33 protein-coding genes and 1 pseudogene are annotated in these 22,804 nt (G+C 25.2%); 24 read left to right on the top strand and 10 right to left on the bottom strand.

Annotated elements, in window-relative coordinates; genetic code table 4:
* Positions 1-33: 33 nt before the first annotated feature.
* The 7 genes from AACL22_RS04495 to AACL22_RS04465 all read right to left on the bottom strand — a co-directional run bounded on the left by AACL22_RS04495 (position 34) and on the right by AACL22_RS04465 (position 4,441).
* Complete coding sequence (locus AACL22_RS04495; protein WP_338989928.1) at positions 34-1,260, bottom strand: hypothetical protein; 1,227 nt, start codon at positions 1,258-1,260, stop codon at positions 34-36.
* A gap of 18 nt (positions 1,261-1,278) precedes the next feature.
* The gene (locus tag AACL22_RS04490; protein ID WP_338988799.1) at positions 1,279-1,737 is read right to left on the bottom strand and encodes a hypothetical protein; all 459 of its coding nucleotides are present in this window, start codon (positions 1,735-1,737) and stop codon (positions 1,279-1,281) included.
* A gap of 11 nt (positions 1,738-1,748) precedes the next feature.
* A complete protein-coding gene (locus AACL22_RS04485) occupies positions 1,749-1,907 on the bottom strand; it encodes a hypothetical protein (protein WP_338989005.1) in 159 nt (52 codons plus the stop codon).
* Positions 1,908-2,120: 213 nt separating this feature from the next.
* Entirely contained in the window at positions 2,121-2,852 is a 732-nt protein-coding gene (locus AACL22_RS04480) for a hypothetical protein (protein WP_338989924.1), read from the bottom strand.
* A gap of 705 nt (positions 2,853-3,557) precedes the next feature.
* Complete coding sequence (locus AACL22_RS04475; RefSeq protein WP_338989922.1) at positions 3,558-3,896, bottom strand: hypothetical protein; 339 nt, start codon at positions 3,894-3,896, stop codon at positions 3,558-3,560.
* Positions 3,872-4,030 (bottom strand): hypothetical protein, encoded by a 159-nt coding sequence (locus tag AACL22_RS04470; RefSeq protein ID WP_158613866.1) that lies wholly within the window; start codon positions 4,028-4,030, stop codon positions 3,872-3,874. The genes AACL22_RS04475 and AACL22_RS04470 overlap by 25 nt, the downstream gene beginning before the upstream one ends.
* A 126-nt stretch (positions 4,031-4,156) precedes the next feature.
* Entirely contained in the window at positions 4,157-4,441 is a 285-nt protein-coding gene (locus AACL22_RS04465) for a hypothetical protein (protein WP_338989920.1), read from the bottom strand.
* Between the two features lie 1,217 nt (positions 4,442-5,658).
* Here AACL22_RS04465 and AACL22_RS04460 point away from each other — a divergent pair.
* Positions 5,659-6,615, top strand: coding sequence for an L-lactate dehydrogenase (locus AACL22_RS04460; protein ID WP_338989917.1), 957 nt, complete (start codon positions 5,659-5,661; stop codon positions 6,613-6,615).
* Between the two features lie 17 nt (positions 6,616-6,632).
* Here AACL22_RS04460 and AACL22_RS04455 read toward each other — a convergent pair whose 3' ends face one another.
* Together AACL22_RS04455 and AACL22_RS04450 are read right to left on the bottom strand one after the other, a co-directional pair.
* Positions 6,633-7,388, bottom strand: a complete 756-nt coding sequence (locus AACL22_RS04455) for an IS3 family transposase (protein WP_338993001.1) — start codon at positions 7,386-7,388, stop codon at positions 6,633-6,635.
* Positions 7,389-7,528: 140 nt separating this feature from the next.
* A complete protein-coding gene (locus AACL22_RS04450) occupies positions 7,529-7,825 on the bottom strand; it encodes a hypothetical protein (RefSeq protein WP_338989915.1) in 297 nt (98 codons plus the stop codon).
* A gap of 206 nt (positions 7,826-8,031) precedes the next feature.
* Between AACL22_RS04450 and AACL22_RS04445 the strand changes: the two genes are divergently transcribed.
* From AACL22_RS04445 to cas9 (AACL22_RS04415), 7 genes are all read left to right on the top strand, one after another.
* Positions 8,032-8,604 (top strand): hypothetical protein, encoded by a 573-nt coding sequence (locus tag AACL22_RS04445; protein WP_338989913.1) that lies wholly within the window; start codon positions 8,032-8,034, stop codon positions 8,602-8,604.
* Positions 8,605-8,639: 35 nt separating this feature from the next.
* Positions 8,640-8,762 carry a hypothetical protein gene (locus AACL22_RS04440; RefSeq protein WP_338989910.1) on the top strand — a complete coding sequence of 41 codons (123 nt, stop codon included), beginning with the start codon at positions 8,640-8,642 and terminating at the stop codon, positions 8,760-8,762.
* Between the two features lie 126 nt (positions 8,763-8,888).
* A complete protein-coding gene (locus AACL22_RS04435) occupies positions 8,889-9,107 on the top strand; it encodes a hypothetical protein (RefSeq protein ID WP_338989907.1) in 219 nt (72 codons plus the stop codon).
* Positions 9,108-9,178: 71 nt separating this feature from the next.
* On the top strand, positions 9,179-9,613 hold the full coding sequence (locus AACL22_RS04430) for a hypothetical protein (protein WP_338989905.1): 435 nt from the start codon (positions 9,179-9,181) through the stop codon (positions 9,611-9,613).
* Positions 9,577-9,954: a CRISPR-associated endonuclease Cas9 REC1/REC2 domain-containing protein gene (locus AACL22_RS04425; RefSeq protein ID WP_338989903.1), complete on the top strand. Its 378-nt coding sequence runs from the start codon at positions 9,577-9,579 to the stop codon at positions 9,952-9,954. Before AACL22_RS04430 ends, AACL22_RS04425 begins: the two co-directional genes overlap by 37 nt.
* Positions 9,955-10,512 carry a type II CRISPR RNA-guided endonuclease Cas9 gene (gene cas9 / locus AACL22_RS04420; protein WP_338992999.1) on the top strand — a complete coding sequence of 186 codons (558 nt, stop codon included), beginning with the start codon at positions 9,955-9,957 and terminating at the stop codon, positions 10,510-10,512.
* Positions 10,491-11,468, top strand: a complete 978-nt coding sequence (cas9, locus tag AACL22_RS04415) for a type II CRISPR RNA-guided endonuclease Cas9 (protein ID WP_338989900.1) — start codon at positions 10,491-10,493, stop codon at positions 11,466-11,468. Before cas9 (AACL22_RS04420) ends, cas9 (AACL22_RS04415) begins: the two co-directional genes overlap by 22 nt.
* A gap of 163 nt (positions 11,469-11,631) precedes the next feature.
* Here the strand turns inward: cas9 (AACL22_RS04415) and AACL22_RS13740 are convergent.
* Positions 11,632-12,031, bottom strand: a pseudogene (locus AACL22_RS13740) (IS30 family transposase); the annotation flags it as partial.
* Between the two features lie 866 nt (positions 12,032-12,897).
* Here AACL22_RS13740 and AACL22_RS04405 point away from each other — a divergent pair.
* The 16 genes from AACL22_RS04405 to AACL22_RS04330 all read left to right on the top strand — a co-directional run bounded on the left by AACL22_RS04405 (position 12,898) and on the right by AACL22_RS04330 (position 22,791).
* Positions 12,898-13,182: a hypothetical protein gene (locus AACL22_RS04405; RefSeq protein WP_338989894.1), complete on the top strand. Its 285-nt coding sequence runs from the start codon at positions 12,898-12,900 to the stop codon at positions 13,180-13,182.
* Complete coding sequence (locus AACL22_RS04400) at positions 13,137-13,559, top strand: hypothetical protein (protein ID WP_338989306.1); 423 nt, start codon at positions 13,137-13,139, stop codon at positions 13,557-13,559. Before AACL22_RS04405 ends, AACL22_RS04400 begins: the two co-directional genes overlap by 46 nt.
* A 48-nt stretch (positions 13,560-13,607) precedes the next feature.
* Positions 13,608-13,868, top strand: a complete 261-nt coding sequence (locus AACL22_RS04395) for a hypothetical protein (protein ID WP_338989308.1) — start codon at positions 13,608-13,610, stop codon at positions 13,866-13,868.
* Positions 13,868-14,266: a hypothetical protein gene (locus tag AACL22_RS04390; RefSeq protein WP_338989310.1), complete on the top strand. Its 399-nt coding sequence runs from the start codon at positions 13,868-13,870 to the stop codon at positions 14,264-14,266. The genes AACL22_RS04395 and AACL22_RS04390 overlap by 1 nt, the downstream gene beginning before the upstream one ends.
* Before the next feature lie 11 nt (positions 14,267-14,277).
* On the top strand, positions 14,278-14,736 hold the full coding sequence (locus AACL22_RS04385) for a hypothetical protein (RefSeq protein WP_338989312.1): 459 nt from the start codon (positions 14,278-14,280) through the stop codon (positions 14,734-14,736).
* Positions 14,737-14,753: 17 nt separating this feature from the next.
* Positions 14,754-15,980, top strand: a complete 1,227-nt coding sequence (locus tag AACL22_RS04380; protein WP_338989890.1) for a hypothetical protein — start codon at positions 14,754-14,756, stop codon at positions 15,978-15,980.
* 39 nt (positions 15,981-16,019) lie between these two features.
* Positions 16,020-17,615 (top strand): hypothetical protein, encoded by a 1,596-nt coding sequence (locus AACL22_RS04375; RefSeq protein WP_338989888.1) that lies wholly within the window; start codon positions 16,020-16,022, stop codon positions 17,613-17,615.
* A 12-nt stretch (positions 17,616-17,627) separates the two neighbouring features.
* Positions 17,628-18,086 (top strand): hypothetical protein, encoded by a 459-nt coding sequence (locus AACL22_RS04370; protein ID WP_338989084.1) that lies wholly within the window; start codon positions 17,628-17,630, stop codon positions 18,084-18,086.
* Positions 18,050-18,472: a hypothetical protein gene (locus AACL22_RS04365; protein WP_338989082.1), complete on the top strand. Its 423-nt coding sequence runs from the start codon at positions 18,050-18,052 to the stop codon at positions 18,470-18,472. The genes AACL22_RS04370 and AACL22_RS04365 overlap by 37 nt, the downstream gene beginning before the upstream one ends.
* 146 nt (positions 18,473-18,618) lie before the next feature.
* On the top strand, positions 18,619-18,756 hold the full coding sequence (locus tag AACL22_RS04360) for a hypothetical protein (RefSeq protein ID WP_338989081.1): 138 nt from the start codon (positions 18,619-18,621) through the stop codon (positions 18,754-18,756).
* Positions 18,757-18,879: 123 nt separating this feature from the next.
* Positions 18,880-19,236 (top strand): hypothetical protein, encoded by a 357-nt coding sequence (locus AACL22_RS04355; RefSeq protein ID WP_338989885.1) that lies wholly within the window; start codon positions 18,880-18,882, stop codon positions 19,234-19,236.
* A gap of 735 nt (positions 19,237-19,971) precedes the next feature.
* Positions 19,972-20,244: a hypothetical protein gene (locus tag AACL22_RS04350; protein ID WP_338989364.1), complete on the top strand. Its 273-nt coding sequence runs from the start codon at positions 19,972-19,974 to the stop codon at positions 20,242-20,244.
* Complete coding sequence (locus AACL22_RS04345; protein WP_338989883.1) at positions 20,228-20,704, top strand: hypothetical protein; 477 nt, start codon at positions 20,228-20,230, stop codon at positions 20,702-20,704. The genes AACL22_RS04350 and AACL22_RS04345 overlap by 17 nt, the downstream gene beginning before the upstream one ends.
* A gap of 213 nt (positions 20,705-20,917) precedes the next feature.
* On the top strand, positions 20,918-21,076 hold the full coding sequence (locus tag AACL22_RS04340; RefSeq protein ID WP_338989005.1) for a hypothetical protein: 159 nt from the start codon (positions 20,918-20,920) through the stop codon (positions 21,074-21,076).
* Between the two features lie 11 nt (positions 21,077-21,087).
* Entirely contained in the window at positions 21,088-21,258 is a 171-nt protein-coding gene (locus AACL22_RS04335) for a hypothetical protein (RefSeq protein WP_338989880.1), read from the top strand.
* 306 nt (positions 21,259-21,564) lie between these two features.
* Positions 21,565-22,791, top strand: a complete 1,227-nt coding sequence (locus tag AACL22_RS04330; protein ID WP_338989877.1) for a hypothetical protein — start codon at positions 21,565-21,567, stop codon at positions 22,789-22,791.
* Positions 22,792-22,804: the final 13 nt, after the last annotated feature.

The raw sequence follows: 22,804 nt of genomic DNA, 5'->3' as shown, positions 1-22,804 counted from the left end.
TATCAAACGAAAAAGTACTATTTTTTAGTACTATTAAGAATTTTTAATTTTAACATCAATCGGAGATGTTTGACCAGTAGCGTTGTTTTTACCTTCAATTTGAACAGAAACAGTTTTATCATTTGTAATATTAATTGGTCAATCTTCACCTTTACTTTCAATAAAGTAATCAAAATCACTTTCAGTTAAAGAACTATTTACGGCTTTAACTGCTTTTAAAACAACATCTTTAAATTGTGGTTTTAACTGTTCGGCTGTTGCTTTTGTTGGGTCTGCAACATGAATAGTTGGTTTATCTATTTTATTAATTTTACTAATATCAATTTTTGTAACAATATGTTTAATAATTCCTTTAGGTTCAACTACTGCTCCACCTAAATATAAAACTCTTTCCATAATTAAAGTATTACCGATTCCAGTACCTAACGCAGCAGCACCAACCCTTAGCGGAGTATGGTCTTTTTTGCGTAAAATAAGAGGATCATATTTTTTACTAAATTTAAAGGCAATTGCATTAACTCCGTTTGGTAATAATTCAATTGTTCCTTCTGAACCATCTTTATTAATAATTGGTAATTTTTTAGGAACCATATAATATGTTGTTCCTTCAACAGTTTTCATTGCTCCACTTGTTTCAATTACGCTATTTATTTGGTCATTTGCGCCAAGTTGTAACTGTAATTTATTACGAATTCCACGAATAAAATCAGCCGAATCCAAGACAACTGTTTCTGATGAGGTAAAGCCATTTTCATATATTTTATCCATAATTTCATCGTGGATTTGTAAAGCATTTGTATCATCTGATTTTTGTCCTTGAATAGTTGTAACAGTTCCTTTATTAATAATTTCTAAAATTTTATTGCGTTTATAAGCAACTTCAGTATCCATTGCTTGCTCAATATCAGCCGCCCAAAGATTGGGATTAAAATCACTTTCTACGGGGTCTAATTTACGAGCAAAAGTTAAAATTGTATCTAATTCAACTGTTCCATCTTCAAACTTTACTTCAGTATAGTTTAAAAGACTGTCATCAGTATTAAATACTTTTTTATCTTTTCCTATACCTTCATTATATTTAATATTTTTCTTTCTTTTATATGTTAAACCAAACTTATTTGCTTCTTTTCACGCAAATAATGCCTCTCAGCTAAATTTTTGTTGATAAGTTTGTAAATATCATTGGTCAAATGATTCACAATCTTTTTGTGTTGCTTGATTAACAATATCGCCGAATATTCTTTGTGGATTTTGTGCCATAATTTTATACCTTCTTTCTTATTTATTAAATACATTGTCTGTATCTAAAATATTGTTTTCTTTATTTTCTGATTTTGGTACGCCACCAGTATTAACTGTTTGTACCTTAATTAATTCATCATAAACACTCTGCAATTGTACTTTAATGATTTCAATATCATCAGTAATATCATAAGATTTTAATAAAACATTTTTAAAATCTTCATTATCAGTTAAAGAATTAATAAAATCAATTACTTCAATTTGTTTTAATTGAATTGTTTGTTCTTCAATTTGTGAAGTTAATTCAGTATTTTTTGTTTGTAGTTCGTTGATTTGTTGATTACTATTTTCTAAATTACTTGCATTAAATTCTTCAACTTCAACAGTATTTTCTAAAATAATTTCAGCAGTTTTAATATCTAAACTACCATCTTCATTTTTAATAGGTTCATTATTTTTATCAATAAGAACAAATTTTACATTTTTTAATGCCATTGTTTTTCCTCCTATTTTTTAATATTTGTATTTGTTCTTTTTCTAATCGCTTTTTGTATAATTTCGAAACTATCGACTCGAAAAGATAAAAAATAGCGTTTAGTTTTTATATTTAACTGATTAAATACTGAGCCTTTAATTTTTATCTCATCATCTTTTTTTAATTTCAAAAAAGCAGATACAACTGACGGATTATAAATTGATAATGTTGAGTAATTTAATCCTTCTCACTGACATTTCGCAGAACAAGCATCAACTTCAACACCAGCAGCAACCAGTGCCTTAATTTTAGTTTTAATTGGGTTTTCATGTAATCTAACAGTTAATTCTAATTTATTAACTTTTTTATTTTAGATTTATTAGTTATTGATTTTTTAAGTAAATTACTTTTTGTTTGTGCCATTTTTATCAACTCCTTCTGTTATAAAATATTGTAAATGTTTTCAAGCATCGTGTTCGTGCTCTGTCATTTTAATATTTCCTTTATAAATATAATTTTTCTTAACAACTGGCGATTGTAAAACATAATTTAAATTAAATAGATATTTACATAAAACTTTTAAACCACCAATAAATTTAGGAGTAGCTAATGGATTTTTTATTTTTAAACCTTTATTAAGTTGATAATCTTCAATTATTACAATAACTTTATTTAAATAAGAACAAATTTTATTTTTAAACTCATTTAATATTAAATACATATTATTTATTGCTTCTTCTTCATTTTTAGAATTAAAAGTAATATTATTAATTATTTTCTTTTGCAAAACATTATAAATAATCATACCAGTTTGTCCAATTCCAGCAGGGTCAATTGCAATAATATATTTTAATTTATTTGTTTTATTTTTTTTGTCAATTTGTAATATTTTTCATCCATCGGATGCTAAATCTAAAATATCGTTAATTTTGTAATGTTGCATATAAGAAGCAATTACATCTCAATTGTTTTTAAATAAAATTAAGTACATTTTGGCTCATTCTAAACATTGCAAATCATAATGCTTTTTATGATGTGAAATACGACAATTAACAGGCTGACAATTAACTCAATCAAATGACGTTGTTATTTCATTTCAAGTTTTATTAATATACAAACTTTTATATTCTGTCATTTATCTATACTCCTTAATTATTTTTATTTGTTGCTCAAATTTCATCATTAATATCATTTACCGTTACTAGATAAGCTCGTATCATTAATTCTTGTAATTTATTTTTAATTTTTTTATTTCATTTTTTCATCAAATATTTTCCTTTCTGTAAAAAACATAATATTCCTTTATTGGTTAATATTTTGATATTTAGTAAATAATTTATTTTAGTATTTAATTACTTCGCCCCCGCTTCACTTTGAAGGTGAGCGGGGGCGGGATAAGATATTTTGATAGAGTTTACCCCCATACGGAAATAAACAAAGAAACAGTTTACCCAGTTATTAATTACGCTTCATCCATCCCTAGACAACTTTATATAAAGAAAATAACCTTTTGGAGTTCCAACCCTCTTGTTTTTTTAGTGTCCGATATTGTTTTTTCGGTTTAACAGCACTCTTTTTATGAAAACAAGCAAAAAACACGCGCTCTGACATTTCGCAAGTGATTAATCTTGCCGAGAATTAAAGAAATAAATAGGAGTAGTAAATCCAATCGCTTTCACACTTTCTTTAAGGCTTCGTGCCATAGATGAGTTATTCATCTTTAAGCATCAAAATATTAAATTTTAAGTGCCGCATTATTCATCGGATAATACCTTTATTGAAAGGATTTATAAAAATATTGTTTATTTTGTGTAGGGAAAACAGAATTTAATCTGTTTTTTTATGATAAAAGTTCTAAATTTAAAGATACTATCCGATGAATAATGCAAATAAATTTATGTTTTTTAATATAAAAATAAAAAAAAACAATCTCACAAGAGTTGTTTTTTGCCGGTTCATCGTACAGGACGCCATTTACAATTAAATTTTCTAATTGATAAATTTTTAATCAATGTTCTTCACATAATATAATTTCTTTTTTATAACCTAAATTTCACTCTAATTTATCACCAATTTTCTCAATATAATTATTTCCAAAATAAGCATTTTTATATATTACAATTAATTTTTTGACATTTCATAGGTTAGTTTCTCCTAATTTTGTTTTCCTAATGCTCAATGCTCATCAGTCATATCTTCAAATGATACTGGATAACTTTTAAGCATTAATTCTTGTAATTTATTTTTTTGATCGCATTTTGAACAATAACCTCAATATCTTTGTTTAAGACAAGTTTTATTTAACTTTTTCATATTTATTTAATTCCTTACTATTTTCTATTCTTGCTCTTTCATTAGCACGCTCATTTTTTTCTTATGTAATTGCTTTTTACTTAAAAACTTTCAAGGTTTTTTATTTAACTTTTTCATATAAACCTCCTAAATTACTCCTTTAATTTTTTGGTCAATTTGTAATATTCTTCATCCATCGGATGCTAAATCTAAAATATCGTTAATTTTGTAATGTTGCATATAAGAAACAATAACATCTCATCTATTTTTAAATAAATTTAAGTACATTTTTGCTCATTCTAAACATTGTATATCATAATGATTTTTATGATGTGAAATACGACAATTAATAGGCTGACAATTAACTCAATCAAATGATGTTGTTATTTTATTCCAAGTTTTATTAATATATTTACTTTTATATTCTGTCATTATAATTCCTCCTAGTTTTAACTCGCTGGCACTCACTCCCAAGTGAAAGTGCCAAGCGAGAATTAGTTATATAAGTATTTATCTATTTATTTACTACGCCATCCGCTTCACTGGGGGTGAGCGGTGGCGGTATGTTAATTATTTGAATGTTTAATAATACACAGTTGTTTTTTAATATTGACGCCAGACATATATATCTTCCTTTATCCGTGCCCATTTGTGCTTTCGCTCTGGGATTTGACGCTCAGTTTTTGAAATTAAATTTACTCGCACCCATGCAAAGGACCGAATGCTAAACGCAAATTTAATTGTTTGTGTCACCATCTCAATATTTATTGTCGTTTGATGTTAGCCTTGGACACATCACGACTATCGCTTAGTTCTAATGAACCAGCGTCGATTTACATATTTCCTCATACACTGTTTCAGTACTCGCCTCGGCTGGTTGTGGGAATGAGTATAAACTCATGTTCTTATGGAAGCACTTAGTTATTTAAAATAACCGTCCCACTCTGCATTAAGTTGTTTTGTAAAATTTAAGTTTTAAAAACCCAGTTTCTCAATCAAAGATAATTTTTGAATTTTCTAAACGTTTATAAAACCGCTTTTGTGTTTTATCTTTTACTTTATTCAATAAATCTTTATGTTTTTCACAAGTTCATAAAACTTTATTTGATAAAAATTCTTCGGTAATGAATGATATTATTTTATAACAATCATTAACATCACATATTTTTTGTTGCTTAATTATTATTATCTCCTTTTAGGAGTTGTTTTATTTCAAATAAAAAAACAACCCTTTAATAAGAGTTGTTTTGTTCTAATTGGTTTACACTATACAAATATTATTTTGAAAATAATTGTCATAAATTTAATTTCAATGATTTAACTATAAGTAAAAATATAATAAAAATAAATAAAATTCAAAGTAATATAAGCTTAACTGAATTAAATGTTTTGGCCGGACTAATTATTTTTAATAGAAATTAAGAAAAAATAAAGAAAATATTTGATTTGAGTTATGGTACCCTGTAAAATTATGTAATAGTAAATAATTTCTAGTTTGCTACTTTTTATTGAAAAATATAGTTTTAATATATAAAATTATCGCTTGCTACAATTTTAATTATAAAAACCCATCTATTTTGAGTCTTTTTAAAAAAATTTTTTATTTTTTTGCTATAATAAAATAGGAGATTTTTAAAAGGAGAAGAAATATGAAAAATTCAACGAGAAAAGTAGTTTTAGTTGGATGTGGAATGGTAGGAAACAGCTTTTTATATTCAGCGATGAACAGAGGGATTGCACAACATTATGTACTAATTGATGCGTTTCGACAAGCAGCAGAAGGGAATGCTATTGATTTATCAGATGCAACTGCTGTTTTAGAAAATCGTTTTAGTACAATTAAAGCTGGTGATTATAGTGATTGTAAAGATGCTGATTTAATTGTTATTACAGCAGGAAGACCACAACGAGATGGTGAAACACGATTAGATATGGTTGCTGATAATGCAAGAATTATGCAAGATATTGCTTTAAAAATTAAAGCCTCAGGTTTTAAGGGTGTTACGCTAATTGCTTCAAATCCGGTGGATGTTCTGGCATCAGTTTATCAAAAAGTAACTGGTTATGCAAAAAAAAAAGTTATTTCTTCAGGAACAACTTTAGATTCAGCACGTTTAAGAAGATTAGTTGGTAATAAATTAAACATTGCTCCAGCTAGTGTTAATGCTTATGTTTTGGGTGAACATGGTGATTCATCAGTTTCTGTTTGATCAAAAGCTTCAATTATGCAAAAATCAATTGCTGATTTTGTGGCAGAAGGAAAATTAACAGAAAAAGATTTAGAAGATATGCACCAACAAATGATGAAAATGGCTTATACAATCATTAATTTAAAAAAAGCAACTTTTTATGGAATTGGTGTATGTTTATCATCAATTGCAAAAGCAATTTTAAATGATGAAAGATCAACCTTTTTAATTGGTGCAAAATGTGAAGGTGAATATAATGTTACGGGAACTTACATTGGTGTACCAGCAGTTATTGGTGTTAATGGGATTGAAGAAATTATTGAGTGAAAATTAACAAAGGAAGAGCAAGTTAAATTTGAAAAATCAGCGACACAATTACATGAAGCTTTAAATGTTGCTCTTGCAGCATTAAAGTAATATTTAGGAGGACTTTTTTAGAGTGCACCCATTTTAGTAAGTACTAATAAAAAAGTATTTACTATTTTTTTAATTATATCCTTTTCTTTACGATTTGAATATCATGTATTTCATTTTATAACATCTTGTATATATTCTTCATGTGAATTATATATTTTATTATGGATTGTAGCTTTCTTAAGTAATGAATGAAAACTTTCTATAACAATATTATCTGCACAGTGGTAATTTTTTCCCATTGAAATTGTAATACCGTTAGATAAACATTTATCGTGATAAATAGTGGATGTATATTGATATCCGTGATCTGAGTGAATTATTATTCCATTCAGATCTTTTTTTATTAATTTTATTTTATTAATTGCATCATTTAAATTATCCATTACTAATTTATTGTCATTATATTTAGATCACTTTACATCAACTATTTCTTTAGTATATCCATCAATAATTGTTGATTGATAATATCTTTCTCCTTTTCAAATTAAATATGTTACATCAGTATATAGTACTGAAAACCTTGTTTTTATATCATTGAATTTACGATTAATTAAATCAGGATATTGCAATAAGCTTTTTTCTTTATTCTGTTTATATTTCATTTTTCTTCTCATTTTTCTTACATATTCAGGTTGTATTTGATTATCACGCATAATTCTTAAAACTTTTTTTGAATTATATTTTATACCATAATATTCCTTTAAATATTTAGTAATTCTTCGATAACCAAATTGTTTTAAATTTTCTTCATAGACTTTTACAATATCATTTATTGCTTTTTTATCTTTTTTGCTACTGTCATAATTTTTATATTTATCTCAATAACTACGTTTTAACCCTGTTACTTCTAGTAATAATTTTATTAAATATTCACAAAAATTTTGTTTAATAAAAAAGACAATTCTTAGTTTGCTTAATTGTAAAAGTCATGGAGCTTTTTTAATAATTCATACCTTGTTTTATAATATTCTAAATTTCTTTTGCCAAAAGAAATTTTAGGTCCTTTAGGATTGTTTAATTTTCCTTTTTTATGATTTGCTCATCAAGATTCTACTGTATTTGCATTTATATTATATTGTTTTGCTACTATTCAACAACTTTTTTGTTTAATTTCCTCAATGATTTTTGTTCTAAATTCTGATGTATATTTGTTATATTTTTGTCCTTTTTTTTGCCATATAAAAATGCACCCCCTATAAAAATTTAGCAAAATCTTTTTTTTATTTTACTTACTTTTTTGGGTGCACTCTATTTAAGTCTTTTTTTATGTTAAATTTATAATATTTTTTTCTTTTTAAAAGAAAAATGTGGTATCATTTTCTCATAGGATTGCCTATTTTTATATCAACCATGTATTAACTATGTATCAATTATCAACAATATCAATTTAATATATACAAAAAGGAGTTTTTAAATATGAAAAGATTTACTTTAGGAATGATTGCAGCGACAACGACTTCAGTTGCAGGTATGCCAAATATTAATAAAGGAACTTCAACAGTTCAAGCGCATAAATTTGCACAAGAGGCAGTAGAATATAGTATTGCAAGTATGACAGGAACAGATACTTTTCCTGTGCAAAAACTTGCCTCTGGTTTTGTCAATAAACAAAAAGCTTTAGTTTTTGAATATGGAAACTATGCTAAGACTTGAGCAGAATTTGTTCAAAAATATCCAAAATTTAAATTTACTACATTAAGTATGAAAACTAATTTAAAAGGAGACCAAAAAATAAGAGATTTGTCAAATATTACTTTTAACACTGCTGATTTTAAATTACAAGAACGAAATGGTCAATTTATAATTGACACAATTGAATCAAAATATATTACTGATTTTATTCGTTTATCAGTTCTTGGTCAAGTAAAAGAAGACAAGAAGATTATTAATTTTGGTGTTGTATATAATATCAATATTTCACAACAATATGTTAGACCTTATCCATTTTTTAGTTCAGAAACTAACAAAATCCAGTTTTACAGTGAATAAAAAATTAATTTGTTTGTAAAGAAAGGACAATAATTTTGAAAATTGATAGGTTGTATCAAATTAGAAAAAACGGAAAAGGGTATCGTAACAATAGTAATAAAATTAAAATTAAAAATATTTATGAATATTTTATTAAAATTATTACTTTAATACAGTAAACTATAAGTATTAGAAGAAACTTTGCGATACGAATAAATAAGTATAAGAATTTATATATAAATTAAAATTTAATACTTTCAAAAAAGTTTAAATTTTAAATTTCTTTTTGAAGGAGAATTTAATAAATGAAAAAAATTAATATTGGTTTAGACATTAGTATTGCTTCAGTGGGGTGATCTATTACATCAGCTGAACCTAATGATTATAAGATTTTGGATGCAGGAAGTAGATTATTTGAGGAAGCCAATAGTTCTAATAGTAAGAATTCATCAACAGCAGATCGCCGAGGTCAAAGAGGGCGGCAAAGAAATTTGCGAAGACTTAAATTGAAAAAAAAGATTTAATAAATTTATTTAAAAAATACAATTTATTAGAAAATTGTGAATCTTTATTATTGTTATCTAAAAATGAAAACTTGCTTAAAATACGAGTAAAAGGTTTAACAGAGGCTATTACTAAAGAAAAATTAACGCTTGTTTTATTTAATTTTTTAAAGCATAGAGGAACATTTAATATTAAAGATGATAAGAGTAAAGAATTATTAGAAAATATTGATGCTAATTTAAATATTATTGAAGGCGATTCATTATTTCCTTGTGAAAAACAATTAAAATTTTATGAACAGAATAATTATTTTAGAGGACAAGATGAATTTTATATAACTCATAAAGATTTGTTAAAAGAAATTAAACAAATTTTATCAGTACAAATTAAACATAATTTAATTAATGAAGATTTTAAAGAAGAATATTTAAAAATATTTAATCGAAAACGAGAATATTATATTGGTCCTGGAAAAGGAAGCAAATATGGTTGAAAAAAAAGGAAGAAGATTTTTTTAATAATTTAATTGGACAAGATACATATGATATAAATGAGAAACGTGCTCCAAAGCATAGTTTAACATTATATATTTTTATTTTATTAAATGATTTGAATAATTTAAAATATAAAGTAAATGAAAAATTGCAACTTTCATTTGAAAATAAAATAGATCTTATTAAATTAACTGTTGATAGTTCAACTACAAAAAATATTAGTTTAAAAGATATAGCGAAGATAATTGCCATTGATAAAAATAATATTAGCGGTTATCGCATAGATAAAGATGAAAAACCTCTTTTTACTAAATTTGAAAGTATAAATACAATAAGACATTTTTTAAATAAAAATAATATTGATATTTCCTAAATTAAGTTTAATAATAAAGAAAAATTAGATGAAATTATTTATGTGTTAACAATTTATCAAAGTTATGATACTAGAAAAAAAGAATTAAAAAAACTTAATTATCAATTTTTAACAGATAACATAAAAGAGTATCTTGCATACTTGTCTTTTGGCGGAACACATAGTTTATCCACAAAGACAATGAAATTATTAATTGAAGAAATGTTACATAATAATATTGAGCATATGCAAGCTTTAAAAGAGTTAGGAATTAAACGACAATATAAATTTTTTGATAAGTTCCAAAATCAAAAATATATTCCCATTTTACGAAAAGAGATAAATGATTTGTATATTTCACCAGTTGTTAAACGTTCTTTGTTAGAATCAATTAAGATTATTCAAGAAATTCAAAAAAATTATGAATATGAAATAAATTCAATTGTAATTGAATTAGCTCGTGAGAAAAATAGTGATGAATATAAAAATTATTTGAATAAACAACAAAAAAGCAAAAAAAAAATGAGAATAAAGAAATTAATGCGTTTGTTCAAAAGATGGCAGATTTTAAAAAACTAATTTCACCAAGATTACATGAAAAATTAAAATTATTAAAAGAACAAGATAATCTTTGTCCTTATTGTGGTGATACTATTGAAATTGAAAAAGTTATGCAAGATGATTTTTATACTGAAATTGATCATATTATTCCTGAATCAATTTCATTTGACAGTTCTTTAGCAAATTTAGTGTTGGTTCATAAGCAAGAAAATAGTATTAAAGGACAAAAAACACCATATAAATATTTGCTTGATGAAAAGGGTTCTAGTGCATATGAAGAGTTTAAAACACGAGTATTAAGAATGTATGAAAAAATAAAGTCTAATAATAGAAAATATTATTTAAAAAAGATAAATAATTTACTTTTAGAACATGATATTAATGATCCAAATTGGCAAAGAGAGTTTGTTCAAAGAAATTTAAATGATACAAGATATGCAACAAAAGAAGTTAAAGAATATTTAGAAAATTATATTAAAGCTAATGCTTTGCATTGAAAGATATATACAGTCAATGGTTCATTTACTAATTATTTACGATATAATTTTTTCAAAATTAGTTTTAAAAATCGTGATGAATATCATCATCATGCAATGGACGCCACTATAATATCGTTTTTGCCTCAAATTAAGTTTTCAGCAAATAAAAGTATTTTAGATAATGATGATAAAACGTATCAAATAAATTTAAATTATAATTCTAATTCGGTTTATCAATTATTAGCTACAATTGGCAATGATATTCTTACTTTTCCTTATAAATATTCTTGAAAAATACAAAACAAAAATAATAAGTCTTTGTCGGATGAAACGATTTATGCAACGAAAGTACAAGAAGATGGAACATTGAAACAAATTTCAAAAATTAATTTAATTACTGGAGATAGTAAAAAAATTGAAAAACTTTTTGAAGAAAAATATACAGATTTATTAATTTATGATAGTGATAAAAAAACTTTTGAATATGTAAAGTAAAGATGCAAATAGGACAATTTGCCCTTATTTAAGTCAATAATATATCTTTTATTAAAAATTGCAACTATTTTTTAAAAAAAAATATTTTTTTAAATATAAGTTAATATTTAAGCACGACAAAAAGAAAACTTTGTTACAAATATATAATTCATATTTAAAAAAATTAAATATTAATATTTTTTAAAATACCTCTTTGGAGAATAATCAACCTAAACTCGGTCGTGGTTTCTCATTAATAATTTTCATAAATTTATTAATTTCTTTTTGACTAATAGGATTAAAATCTGTTCCCTTAGGAAGATATTCTCTAATATCTCTATTCATTCTTTCAACTTTTGGTTTTTGTGTTGGAGTTCCAGCATCACAAAAGTATACATTTGCATTAGTAATCTTTTCAATTTTTTTTATTTACTAAATTCTTTACCTTGATCAGTTATTATTCCTTTTATATTTTCCTTATAAAGTTTATTTTTAAAAATACTTTTAATGGCTTTATTAACCTCTTCTGAATTATGGTGGTCTAATTTAAAACAAATCGTATATAAACTTTTTGGTAGTCGGAAAAAAGTTGAGATTTTATAAAAATTATAAATAAAGTAATTAAATACAAATTAAAGTAATCGCTTATTAGAGCGATTTTTTTATTTGCACTATTCATCAGATAGTATCTTTAAAATTAAAAATTAACCTATTTTTTCCCTACAAATTAGTTAATTTTTATAATTTCCTTTCTGTGATTTATTATATTTTTTCGGTTTAACAACTAATAATATCATTTTTAATAAAGGTACTATCTGATGAATAATGCAATCTAAAACTTAATATTTTTTGATGCTTAAAGATGGATAACTCATCTATGGCACGAAGCCTTAAAGAAAGTGTGAAAGCGATTGGATTTACTACTCCTATTTATTTCTTTAATTCTCGGCAAGATTAATCACTTGCGAAATGTCAGAGCATGTGTTTTTTGGCTTGTTTTCATAAAAAAAGTGCTGTTAAACCGAAAAAAACAATATCGGACACTAAAAAAACAAGAGGGTTGGAACTCCAAAAGGTTATTTTCTTTATATAAAGTTGTGTAGGGATGGATGAAGCGTAATTAATAACTGGGTAAACTGTTTTTTGTTTATTTCCGTATGGGGGATAAACTCTATCAAAATATCCTATCCGCCCCCGCTCACTCCCCAAAGTGAAGCGGGCGGCGAAGTAATTAAATACTAAAATAAATTATTTACTAAATATCAAAATATTAACCAATAAAGGAATATTATGTTTTTTTACAGAAGGAAAAATATTTGATGAAAAAATGAAATAAAAAAATTAAAAATAAATTACAAGAATTAATGATACGAGCTTATCCAGTAACGGTAAATGATATTAATAATGAAATTTGAGCAACAAATAAAAAGAATTAAGGAGTATAGATAAAATGACAGAATATAAAAGCAAATATATTAATAAAACTTGAAATGAAATAACAACATCATTTGATTGAGTTAATTGTCAACCTATTAATTGTCGTATTTCACATCATAAAAAGCATTATGATTTGCAATGTTTAGAATGAGCCAAAATGTACTTAAATTTATTTAAAAACAAGTGAGATGTTATTGCTTCATATATGCAATATTATAAAATTAACGATATTTTAGATTTAGCATCCGATGGATGAAAAATATTACAAATTGACAAAAAAATAAAACAAATAAATTAAAATATATTATTGCAATTGACCCTGCTGGAGTTGGTCAAACTGGTATTATTATTTATAATGTTTTGCAAAAGAAAATAATTAATAATATTACTTTTAATTCTAAAAATGAAGAAGAAGCAATAAATAATATATATTTAATATTAAATCAATTTAAAAATAAAATTTGTTCTTATTTAAATAAAGTTGTTGTAATAATTGAAGATTATCAACTTCATAAAGGTTTAAAAATAAAAAATCCATTATCTACTCCTAAATTCATTGGTGGTTTAAAAGTTTTATGTAAATATCTATTTAATTTAAATTATGTTTTACAATCGCCAGTTGTTAAAAAAATTATATTTATAAAGGAAATATTAAAATGTCAGAGCACGAATTAGATGCTTGAAAACATTTACAATATTTTTTAAAAAAGGAAGTGATAAATAATGACTATAACAGAATCAATTAAATTTAACAAAATTAAAGAAGAAAATGAAACACTTAAAAAAGAACTTGCTGAAAAAGATAAAGAAATATCTAAATTAAAACAAGATGTGGCAGATTTAGAATGTAATCAATATACTTTAGAAGCAAAACAATTATATAAAGAAGATTTTTACAAAAATCCATATTCAACAGGTTCTATCGATTGAATATTAGTTGACAGTTCAAAATATGACAAATTATCTAATAAGGATGTTAAATAATGTCTCAAACAAAAAGTAATTTACCTAAAAATTCTAATAACTGTAAACCTAAAATAAAAAATAAAAAAGTTAATAAGTTAGAATTAACTGTTAGATTACATGAAAATCCTATTAAAACAAAAATTAAGGCTCTTGTTGCTGGTGGTGTTGAAGTTGATGCTTGTTCTGCGAAATGTCAGTGAGAAGGATTAAATTACTCAACATTATCAATATATAACCCATCTGTTTTAACTGAGTTTTTGAAATTAAAAAAAGATGATGAGATAAAAATTAAAGGCTCAGTATTTAATCAGTTAAATATAAAAACTAAGCGCTATTTTTTGTCTTTTAGAGTAGATAGTTTTGAAATTATACAAAAAGCAATTAGAAAAAGAATAAATACAAATATTAAAAAATAGGAGGAAAAACAATGGCATTAAAAAATGTAAAATATGTTCTTATTGATGAAAATAATGAACCTATTAAAAATGAAGATGGTAGTTTAGATATTAAAACTGCTGAAATTATTTTAGAAAATACTGCTGAAGTTGAAGAATTTAATGCAAGTAATTTAGAAAATAATAATCAGCAAATCAACGAACTACAAACAAAAAATACTGAATTAACTTCACAAATTGAACAACAAACAATTCAATTAAAACAAATTGAAATAATTGACTTTATTAATTCTTTAACTGATAATGAAGAATTTAAAAATGTTTTATTAAAGTCTTATGATATTACTGATGATATTGAAATCATTAAAGCACAATTGCAAAGTGTTTATGATGAATTAATTAAGGTACAAATAGTTAATACTGGTGGCGTACCAAAAGCAGAAAACAAAGAAAACAATATTTTAGATACAGACAATGTATTTAATAAATAAGAAAGAAGGAGATAATTGTGGCACAAAATCCACAAAGAATTTTCGGAGATATTGCTAATCAAGCAACACAAAGAGACCGAGAAACATTTGAACAATGATATTTACAAACTTATCAACAAAAATTTAGTTGAGAAGCACTATTTGCGTGAAAAGAAGCCAATAAGTTTGGTTTAACATATAAAAGAAAGAAAAATATTAAATACAATGAAGGTCTAGGAAACGAAGGACAAGTATTTAATACTGATGATAACCTACTAAAATATTCAACAGTGGAATTTGAAGATGGAATTGTTGAATTAGATACAATTTTAACTTTTGCTCGTAAATTAGATCCCATAGAAAGTGATTTTAATCCTAATCTTTGAGCAGCTGATATTGAACAAGCAATGGATACTGAAGTTGCTTATAAACGTAATAAAATTTTAGAAATTATTAATAAAGGAACAGTTACAACTATTCAAGGCAAAAAAGCAGATGATACAAATGCTTTACAAATTCATGATGAAATTATGGATAAAATATATGAAAACGGCTTTACTCCATCAGAAACAATTGTTTTAGGTTCGGCTGATTTTATTCGTGGAATTCGTAATAAATTACAGTTACAACTTGGAGCAAACGACCAAATAAATAGTGTAATCACAACAAGTGGAGCAATGAAAACTGTTGAAGGAACAACATACTATATGGTTCCTAAAAAATTACCAATTATTAATAAAGATGGTTCAGAAGGAACAATTGAATTATTACCAAATGGAGTTAATGCAATTGCCTTTAAGTTTAGCAAAAAATATGACCCTCTTATTTTACGCAAAAAAGACCATACTCCGTTAAGAGTTGGTGCTGCTGCGTTAGGTACTGGTATGGGTAATACTTTGATTATGGAAAGAGTTTTATATTTAGGTGGAGCAGTAGTTGAACCTAAGGGAATTATTAAACATATTGTTGCAAAAATTGATATTAGTAAAATTAATAAAATAGATAAACCAACTATACATGTTACAGACCCAACAAAAGCAACAGCCGAACAGTTAAAACCACAATTTAAAGATGTTGTTTTAAAAGCAGTAAAAGCAGTAAATAGTTCTTTAACTGAAAGTAATTTTGATTACTTTATTGAAAGTAAAGGTGAAGACTGACCAATTAATATTACAAATGATAAAACAGTTGCAGTTCAAATTGAAGGTAAAAACAACGCTACTGGTCAAACAAATCCGATTGATGTTAAAATTAAAAATTCTTAATAGTACTAAAAAATAGTACTTTTTCGTTTGATAAATGATATGCCAATTGGAACATCTAAAACAACCCTTATTTATGCTGTTAAAAAAAATCCAACTAGATTGTCAATCCAACAACAAGAAAAAAGTTTTGGTTTACAGTTATTAGAATTTTTAGGAATTCAAGTTTTAGCTCTTGGTTTATCAGTTTTAACTGGTGGTATTGCTTCGGCTGTTGGTCTTGGTGCGGGATTATCTAATTTTGCCGCAGCATTTATCTCGTTTGGAGTAGAAACAGCAACCGATTTTGCCGTAAATCAAATATATGATAAATTAACATCAGAAGTAACAGCAAAAAGTACCGCCTTAAATTTGTTACCAGCAATTGGTGGAATTGGTAAATTAACGCGTGCTGTTCGAACAACTAGAATTTTAAAATTAGCAAAAGAAACTAAACTACTTGAAAAATTAGGTGTAATAACTGCTAATAATTTAGAAGATGTTGTAAGGCAAGTTACAGATAAAAAGATTTTATCTTCTAAATTAATATTTGATTTTACAAAGTATGCTAATAATGAAACTTTATTATATACAATTGGAAAATTAGCCCGAAATGATTTTTATAAAGGTTTTAAAGTTTCTAATTTAGAAACAATTAATAATTTATTAAAAATTGAGAAAAATATTCAAAAAATAAGTCCTAAATTAGTTCAAAAAATACCACGCGTGAATGAAAAAAATGCTAATAAATGATTGTCTGAATATGGATTAAATATTGATAAAATAAGTAAAATTAATACTAATGAGTGATATAACATTATGACTAATCTTCATAAAAAAGGTGTTGGTAAAAATCTACTATTAAATGCTAATTTAATGAGGGGCAGTAAAATATATAATAATAAATTATTAAATATTTTTCATCAAACACCAATTAAATTAAATAAAATTTTAAATCATTTAAACCCAAATTTTTATATTCAAAAAGTAACTAAAAAATTATTAGCCCCTATTGAAAAACAAATAATTACTATTAAACAAAAAGTAATTAGTAAAATTACTGATAAAACTAAAAAAATATTATCTAAATTTGAAACTAAGGCTATTAAAAAAGGTCAATTATTACCTTTTGCTTATGGTTCTGATGTTTTTTTAGCAGTTAAAATTGTTCCTTTATCAGTTGCGGGTGAAGTTGCTTTAACAATATATTACAAAAATCCTAAATATGTCCCTATTGTCGTTATGACAACTTTAATCAAAGCAGAACAGTTTGTTTTGGCTCCTGAACCGTTTAAATTCTATATGAACAGTGAGTGGTTTATTGGTTGGGGATTTAAAAAAACAAGTTTGTTTAATTTAGTTTCTATTGCCCCACTTGCTTATCAGCAAGTAGTAAAAGATAGTTTTAAAATATATCGGACAATTGCTAAGATATTAAAAATGCAAGAACAATTTAAAAATAACTTTAATAAAGATAAATTGTTAAATACGCTAGAAGATAGTGCAATTACTAGTTTATTGGGTAATGGACTAGTATTTCAAGCATATAAACAACTCAGAACAAAACAAGATTTAAACAAAAAAATTAAAACAAAAACACTATCAAGTAGTAAAAAGTTTATCTTAAATAAAATCAAATCAAAAAGAAATAAATGATAAGGAGATGATTAAATGTTAAATGAATTATGACAAAATGTTACTTTGGAAAATTATAATAATTTTATTCCAATGACAGGTAAAATTACACAAGTTCCAGTTCGTTATAATAAGTTCTTTAAAGGTGATGTAGAATTATGATTTAAAACATTTGCTTTAAGAGCCCAAAATATGATTAATTCTTACTTAAACTATCCATTTTCAAAGCTAAAATTTGAAACATTTAAAGACCCATTATTAAAGAAAATTTGTATTAATATGGTGTTTATTACGATTGAACATTGAACATTTAATCGCATTCCAATTGAATTTTTTACTTCGGCAAATATGAGTGTTGGTGATATTAATTATTCTTCACAAAATGACCCTATGGCAACATGACAAGGTCTATTGCCTAGCTATGCAAAATCATTGGCTAATCTAACAACTTTAAAAAAATGTTTCGTACTTTTCAAAAAGAAGGTATTGATTTAACAATGATAGATTTAGAAGCATATTATACCCAATTTGAAGTTGATGTTTTAATAGAAAAAGAAAAAACTAAGATTGATAATAAAAGTATTATTAAAAATAATAATGGAGAAATTGCGGTTTCAGATTTAAAACAAAATAAAATTACTTTAATGCCAAATGTTAGTAAGCGTAATAATGCTGATTTTAGTGCTGAAACTGGTGAATTAAGAATATGAGACCCAAGCTTCCAAAATAATGACCAAGTTGCAGATTTTAGTGTTGTTAAAACAAACAAAACGCCCGGACTAGAAGCAACAGATGACACATTACCAACCACTAAATACATTAATGAACATTATGCTTTAAAAAAAGTATTGGGCAGTGAAAAGAAGTTGGAGAAAGAGTAAACGAAAAAGTAATTAAATATAAATTTATTTTAGGGAAAAAATATAAAGTTCATTTTATTTGAGAACGACCAACCGCAGATTTTGTTATAACAACTTGTTTTGAATGTAAAAATAATGGTGGTGGTTTGCAAACTATTTCAACTAGTTTGGCCTTGGGAAAAGGCGGGGCAACAAGAATTGGTTTTTTAAATGTAGATAATTCTTCTAATAATCATAAAGTAGTAATTTCAATGACGGGTGATGAATATTCGCCAACAATTCTAAAATTAGAAGAGTTACAATAAATTAACGAAGATAATTATGTTTAATAAAAATATTACAATTAAAAATAATAATGAATTAATTACAAATTAATGCTAATTTATTAAAATAAAAAAATAATTTAGAAAGAAAGTAGAGTGTTATAAATGAATTTAAAAGATTATAAATCAGAAATTTTATTATTAATTCGTAAAATATTTATTTGGGGATTAGGGGCAATTTTAATAATAAGTGCAATTGTGTTATTTTTTTGCAAAGCATTTAAAGTAATTGAAATTTCATGACCAGAATATTTTTATATTGGTTTATCATTACTTATTAGTGGTGTTTTAGTCTATTTAATTGATAAAATTTTTGAATTTTTTAAGAAAGATAAAAAACAAGATAGTATTGAAGATGTGGCGTCCTGTACGATGAACCGGCAAAAAACAACTCTTGTGAGATTGTTTTTTTTTATTTTTATATTAAAAAACATAAATTTATTTGCATTATTCATCGGATAGTATCTTTAAATTTAGAACTTTTATCATAAAAAAACAGATTAAATTCTGTTTTCCCTACACAAAATAAACAATATTTTTATAAATCCTTTCAATAAAGGTATTATCCGATGAATAATGCGGCACTTAAAATTTAATATTTTGATGCTTAAAGATGAATAACTCATCTATGGCACGAAGCCTTAAAGAAAGTGTGAAAGCGATTGGATTTACTACTCCTATTTATTTCTTTAATTCTCGGCAAGATTAATCACTTGCGAAATGTCAGAGCGCGTGTTTTTTGCTTGTTTTCATAAAAAGAGTGCTGTTAAACCGAAAAAACAATATCGGACACTAAAAAAAACAAGAGGGTTGGAACTCCAAAAGGTTATTTTCTTTATATAAAGTTGTCTAGGGATGGATGAAGCGTAATTAATAACTGGTTAAACTGTTTCTTTGTTTATTTCCGTATGGGGGTAAACTCTATCAAAATATCTTATCCCGCCCCCGCTCACCTTCAAAGTGAAGCGGGGGCGAAGTAATTAAATACTAAAATAAATTATTTACTAAATATCAAAATATTAACCAATAAAGGAATATTATGTTTTTTACAGAAAGGAAAATATTTGATGAAAAAATGAAATAAAAAAATTAAAAATAAATTACAAGAATTAATGATACGAGCTTATCTAGTAACGGTAAATGATATTAATGATGAAATTTGAGCAACAAATAAAAATAATTAAGGAGTATAGATAAATGACAGAATATAAAAGTTTGTATATTAATAAAACTTGAAATGAAATAACAACGTCATTTGATTGAGTTAATTGTCAGCCTGTTAATTGTCGTATTTCACATCATAAAAAGCATTATAATTTGCAATGTTTAGAATGAGCCAAAATGTACTTAATTTTATTTAAAAACAATTGAGATGTAATTGCTTCTTATATGCAACATTACAAAATTAACGATATTTTAGATTTAGCATCCGATGGATGAAAAATATTACAAATTGACAAAAAAAAATAAAACAAATAAATTAAAATATATTATTGCAATTGACCCTGTTGGAATTGGACAAACTGGTATGATTATTTATAATGTTTTGCAAAAGAAAATAATTAATAATATTACTTTTAATTCTAAAAATGAAGAAGAAGCAATAAATAATATGTATTTAATATTAAATGAGTTTAAAAATAAAATTTGTTCTTATTTAAATAAAGTTATTGTAATAATTGAAGATTATCAACTTAATAAAGGTTTAAAAATAAAAAATCCATTAGCTACTCCTAAATTTATTGGTGGTTTAAAAGTTTTATGTAAATATCTATTTAATTTAAATTATGTTTTACAATCGCCAGTTGTTAAGAAAAATTATATTTATAAAGGAAATATTAAAATGACAGAGCACGAACACGATGCTTGAAAACATTTACAATATTTTATAACAGAAGGAGTTGATAAAAATGGCACAAACAAAAAGTAATTTACTTAAAAAATCAATAACTAATAAATCTAAAATAAAAAAGTTAATAAATTAGAATTAACTGTTAGATTACATGAAAACCCAATTAAAACTAAAATTAAGGCACTGGTTGCTGCTGGTGTTGAAGTTGATGCTTGTTCTGCGAAATGTCAGTGAGAAGGATTAAATTACTCAACATTATCAATTTATAATCCGTCAGTTGTATCTGCTTTTTTGAAATTAAAAAAAGATGATGAGATAAAAATTAAAGGCTCAGTATTTAATCAGTTAAATATAAAAACTAAACGCTATTTTTTATCTTTTCGAGTCGATAGTTTCGAAATTATACAAAAAGCGATTAGAAAAAGAACAAATACAAATATTAAAAAATAGGAGGAAAAACAATGGCATTAAAAAATGTAAAATTTGTTCTTATTGATAAAAATAATGAACCTATTAAAAATGAAGATGGTAGTTTAGATATTAAAACTGCTGAAATTATTTTAGAAAATACTGTTGAAGTTGAAGAATTTAATGCAAGTAATTTAGAAAATAGTAATCAACAAATCAACTAACTACAAACAAAAAATACTGAATTAACTTCACAAATTGAAGAACAAACAATTCAATTAAAACAAATTGAAGTAATTGATTTTATTAATTCTTTAACTGATAATGAAGATTTTAAAAATGTTTTATTAAAATCTTATGATATTACTGATGATATTGAAATCATTAAAGTACAATTGCAGAGTGTTTATGATGAATTAATTAAGGTACAAACAGTTAATACTGGTGGCGTACCAAAATCAGAAAATAAAGAAAACAATATTTTAGATACAGACAATGTATTTAATAAATAAGAAAGAAGGTATAAAATTATGGCACAAAATCCACAAAGAATATTCGGCGATATTGTTAATCAAGCAACACAAAAAGATTGTGAATCATTTGACCAATGATATTTACAAACTTATCAACAAAAATTTAGCTGAGAGGCATTATTTGCGTGAAAAGAAGCAAATAAGTTTGGTTTAACATATAAAAGAAAGAAAAATATTAAATATAATGAAGGTATAGGAAAAGAAAAAAAAGTATTTAATACTGATGACAGTCTTTTAAACTATACTGAAGTAAAGTTTGAAGATGGAACAGTTGAATTAGATACAATTTTAACTTTTGCTCGTAAATTAGACCCCGTAGAAAGTGATTTTAATCCCAATCTTTGGGCGGCTGATATTGAGCAAGCAATGGATACTGAAGTTGCTTATAAACGCAATAAAATTTTAGAAATTATTAATAAAGGAACTGTTACAACTATTCAAGGACAAAAATCAGATGATACAAATGCTTTACAAATCCACGATGAAATTATGGATAAAATATATGAAAATGGCTTTACCCCATCAGAAACAGTTGTCTTGGATTCGGCTGATTTTATTCGTGGAATTCGTAATAAATTACAGTTACAACTTGGCGCAAATGACCAAATAAATAGCGTAATTGAAACAAGTGGAGCAATGAAAACTGTTGAAGGAACAACATATTATATGGTTCCTAAAAAATTACCAATTATTAATAAAGATGGTTCAGAAGGAACAATTGAATTATTACCAAACGGAGTTAATGCAATTGCCTTTAAATTTAGTAAAAAATATGATCCTCTTATTTTACGCAAAAAAGACCATACTCCGCTAAGGGTTGGTGCTGCTGCGTTAGGTACTGGAATGGGTAATACTTTAATTATGGAAAGAGTTTTATATTTAGGTGGAGCAGTAGTTGAACCTAAAGGAATTATTAAACATATTGTTACAAAAATTGATATTAGTAAAATTAATAAATTAGATAAACCAACTATTCATGTTGTAAATCCAACACAAACAACAGCAGAACAGTTAAAACCACAATTTAAAGATGTTGTTTTAAAAGCAGTTAAAGCCGTAAATAGTTCTTTAACTGAAAGTGATTTTGATTACTTTATTGAAAGTAAAGGTGAAGATTGACCAATTAATATTACAAATGATAAAACTGTTTCTGTTCAAATTGAAGGTAAAAACAACGCTACTGGTCAAACATCTCCGATTGATGTTAAAATTAAAAATTCTTAATAGTACTAAAAAA

This window comes from Spiroplasma endosymbiont of Seladonia tumulorum, assembly GCF_964020235.1.
Lineage (GTDB): Bacteria > Bacillota_I > Bacilli_A > Mycoplasmatales > Mycoplasmataceae > Spiroplasma.
The sequence above is the reverse complement of the archived record's forward strand: the minus strand, read 5'-3'. Positions and strand labels throughout refer to the sequence as shown.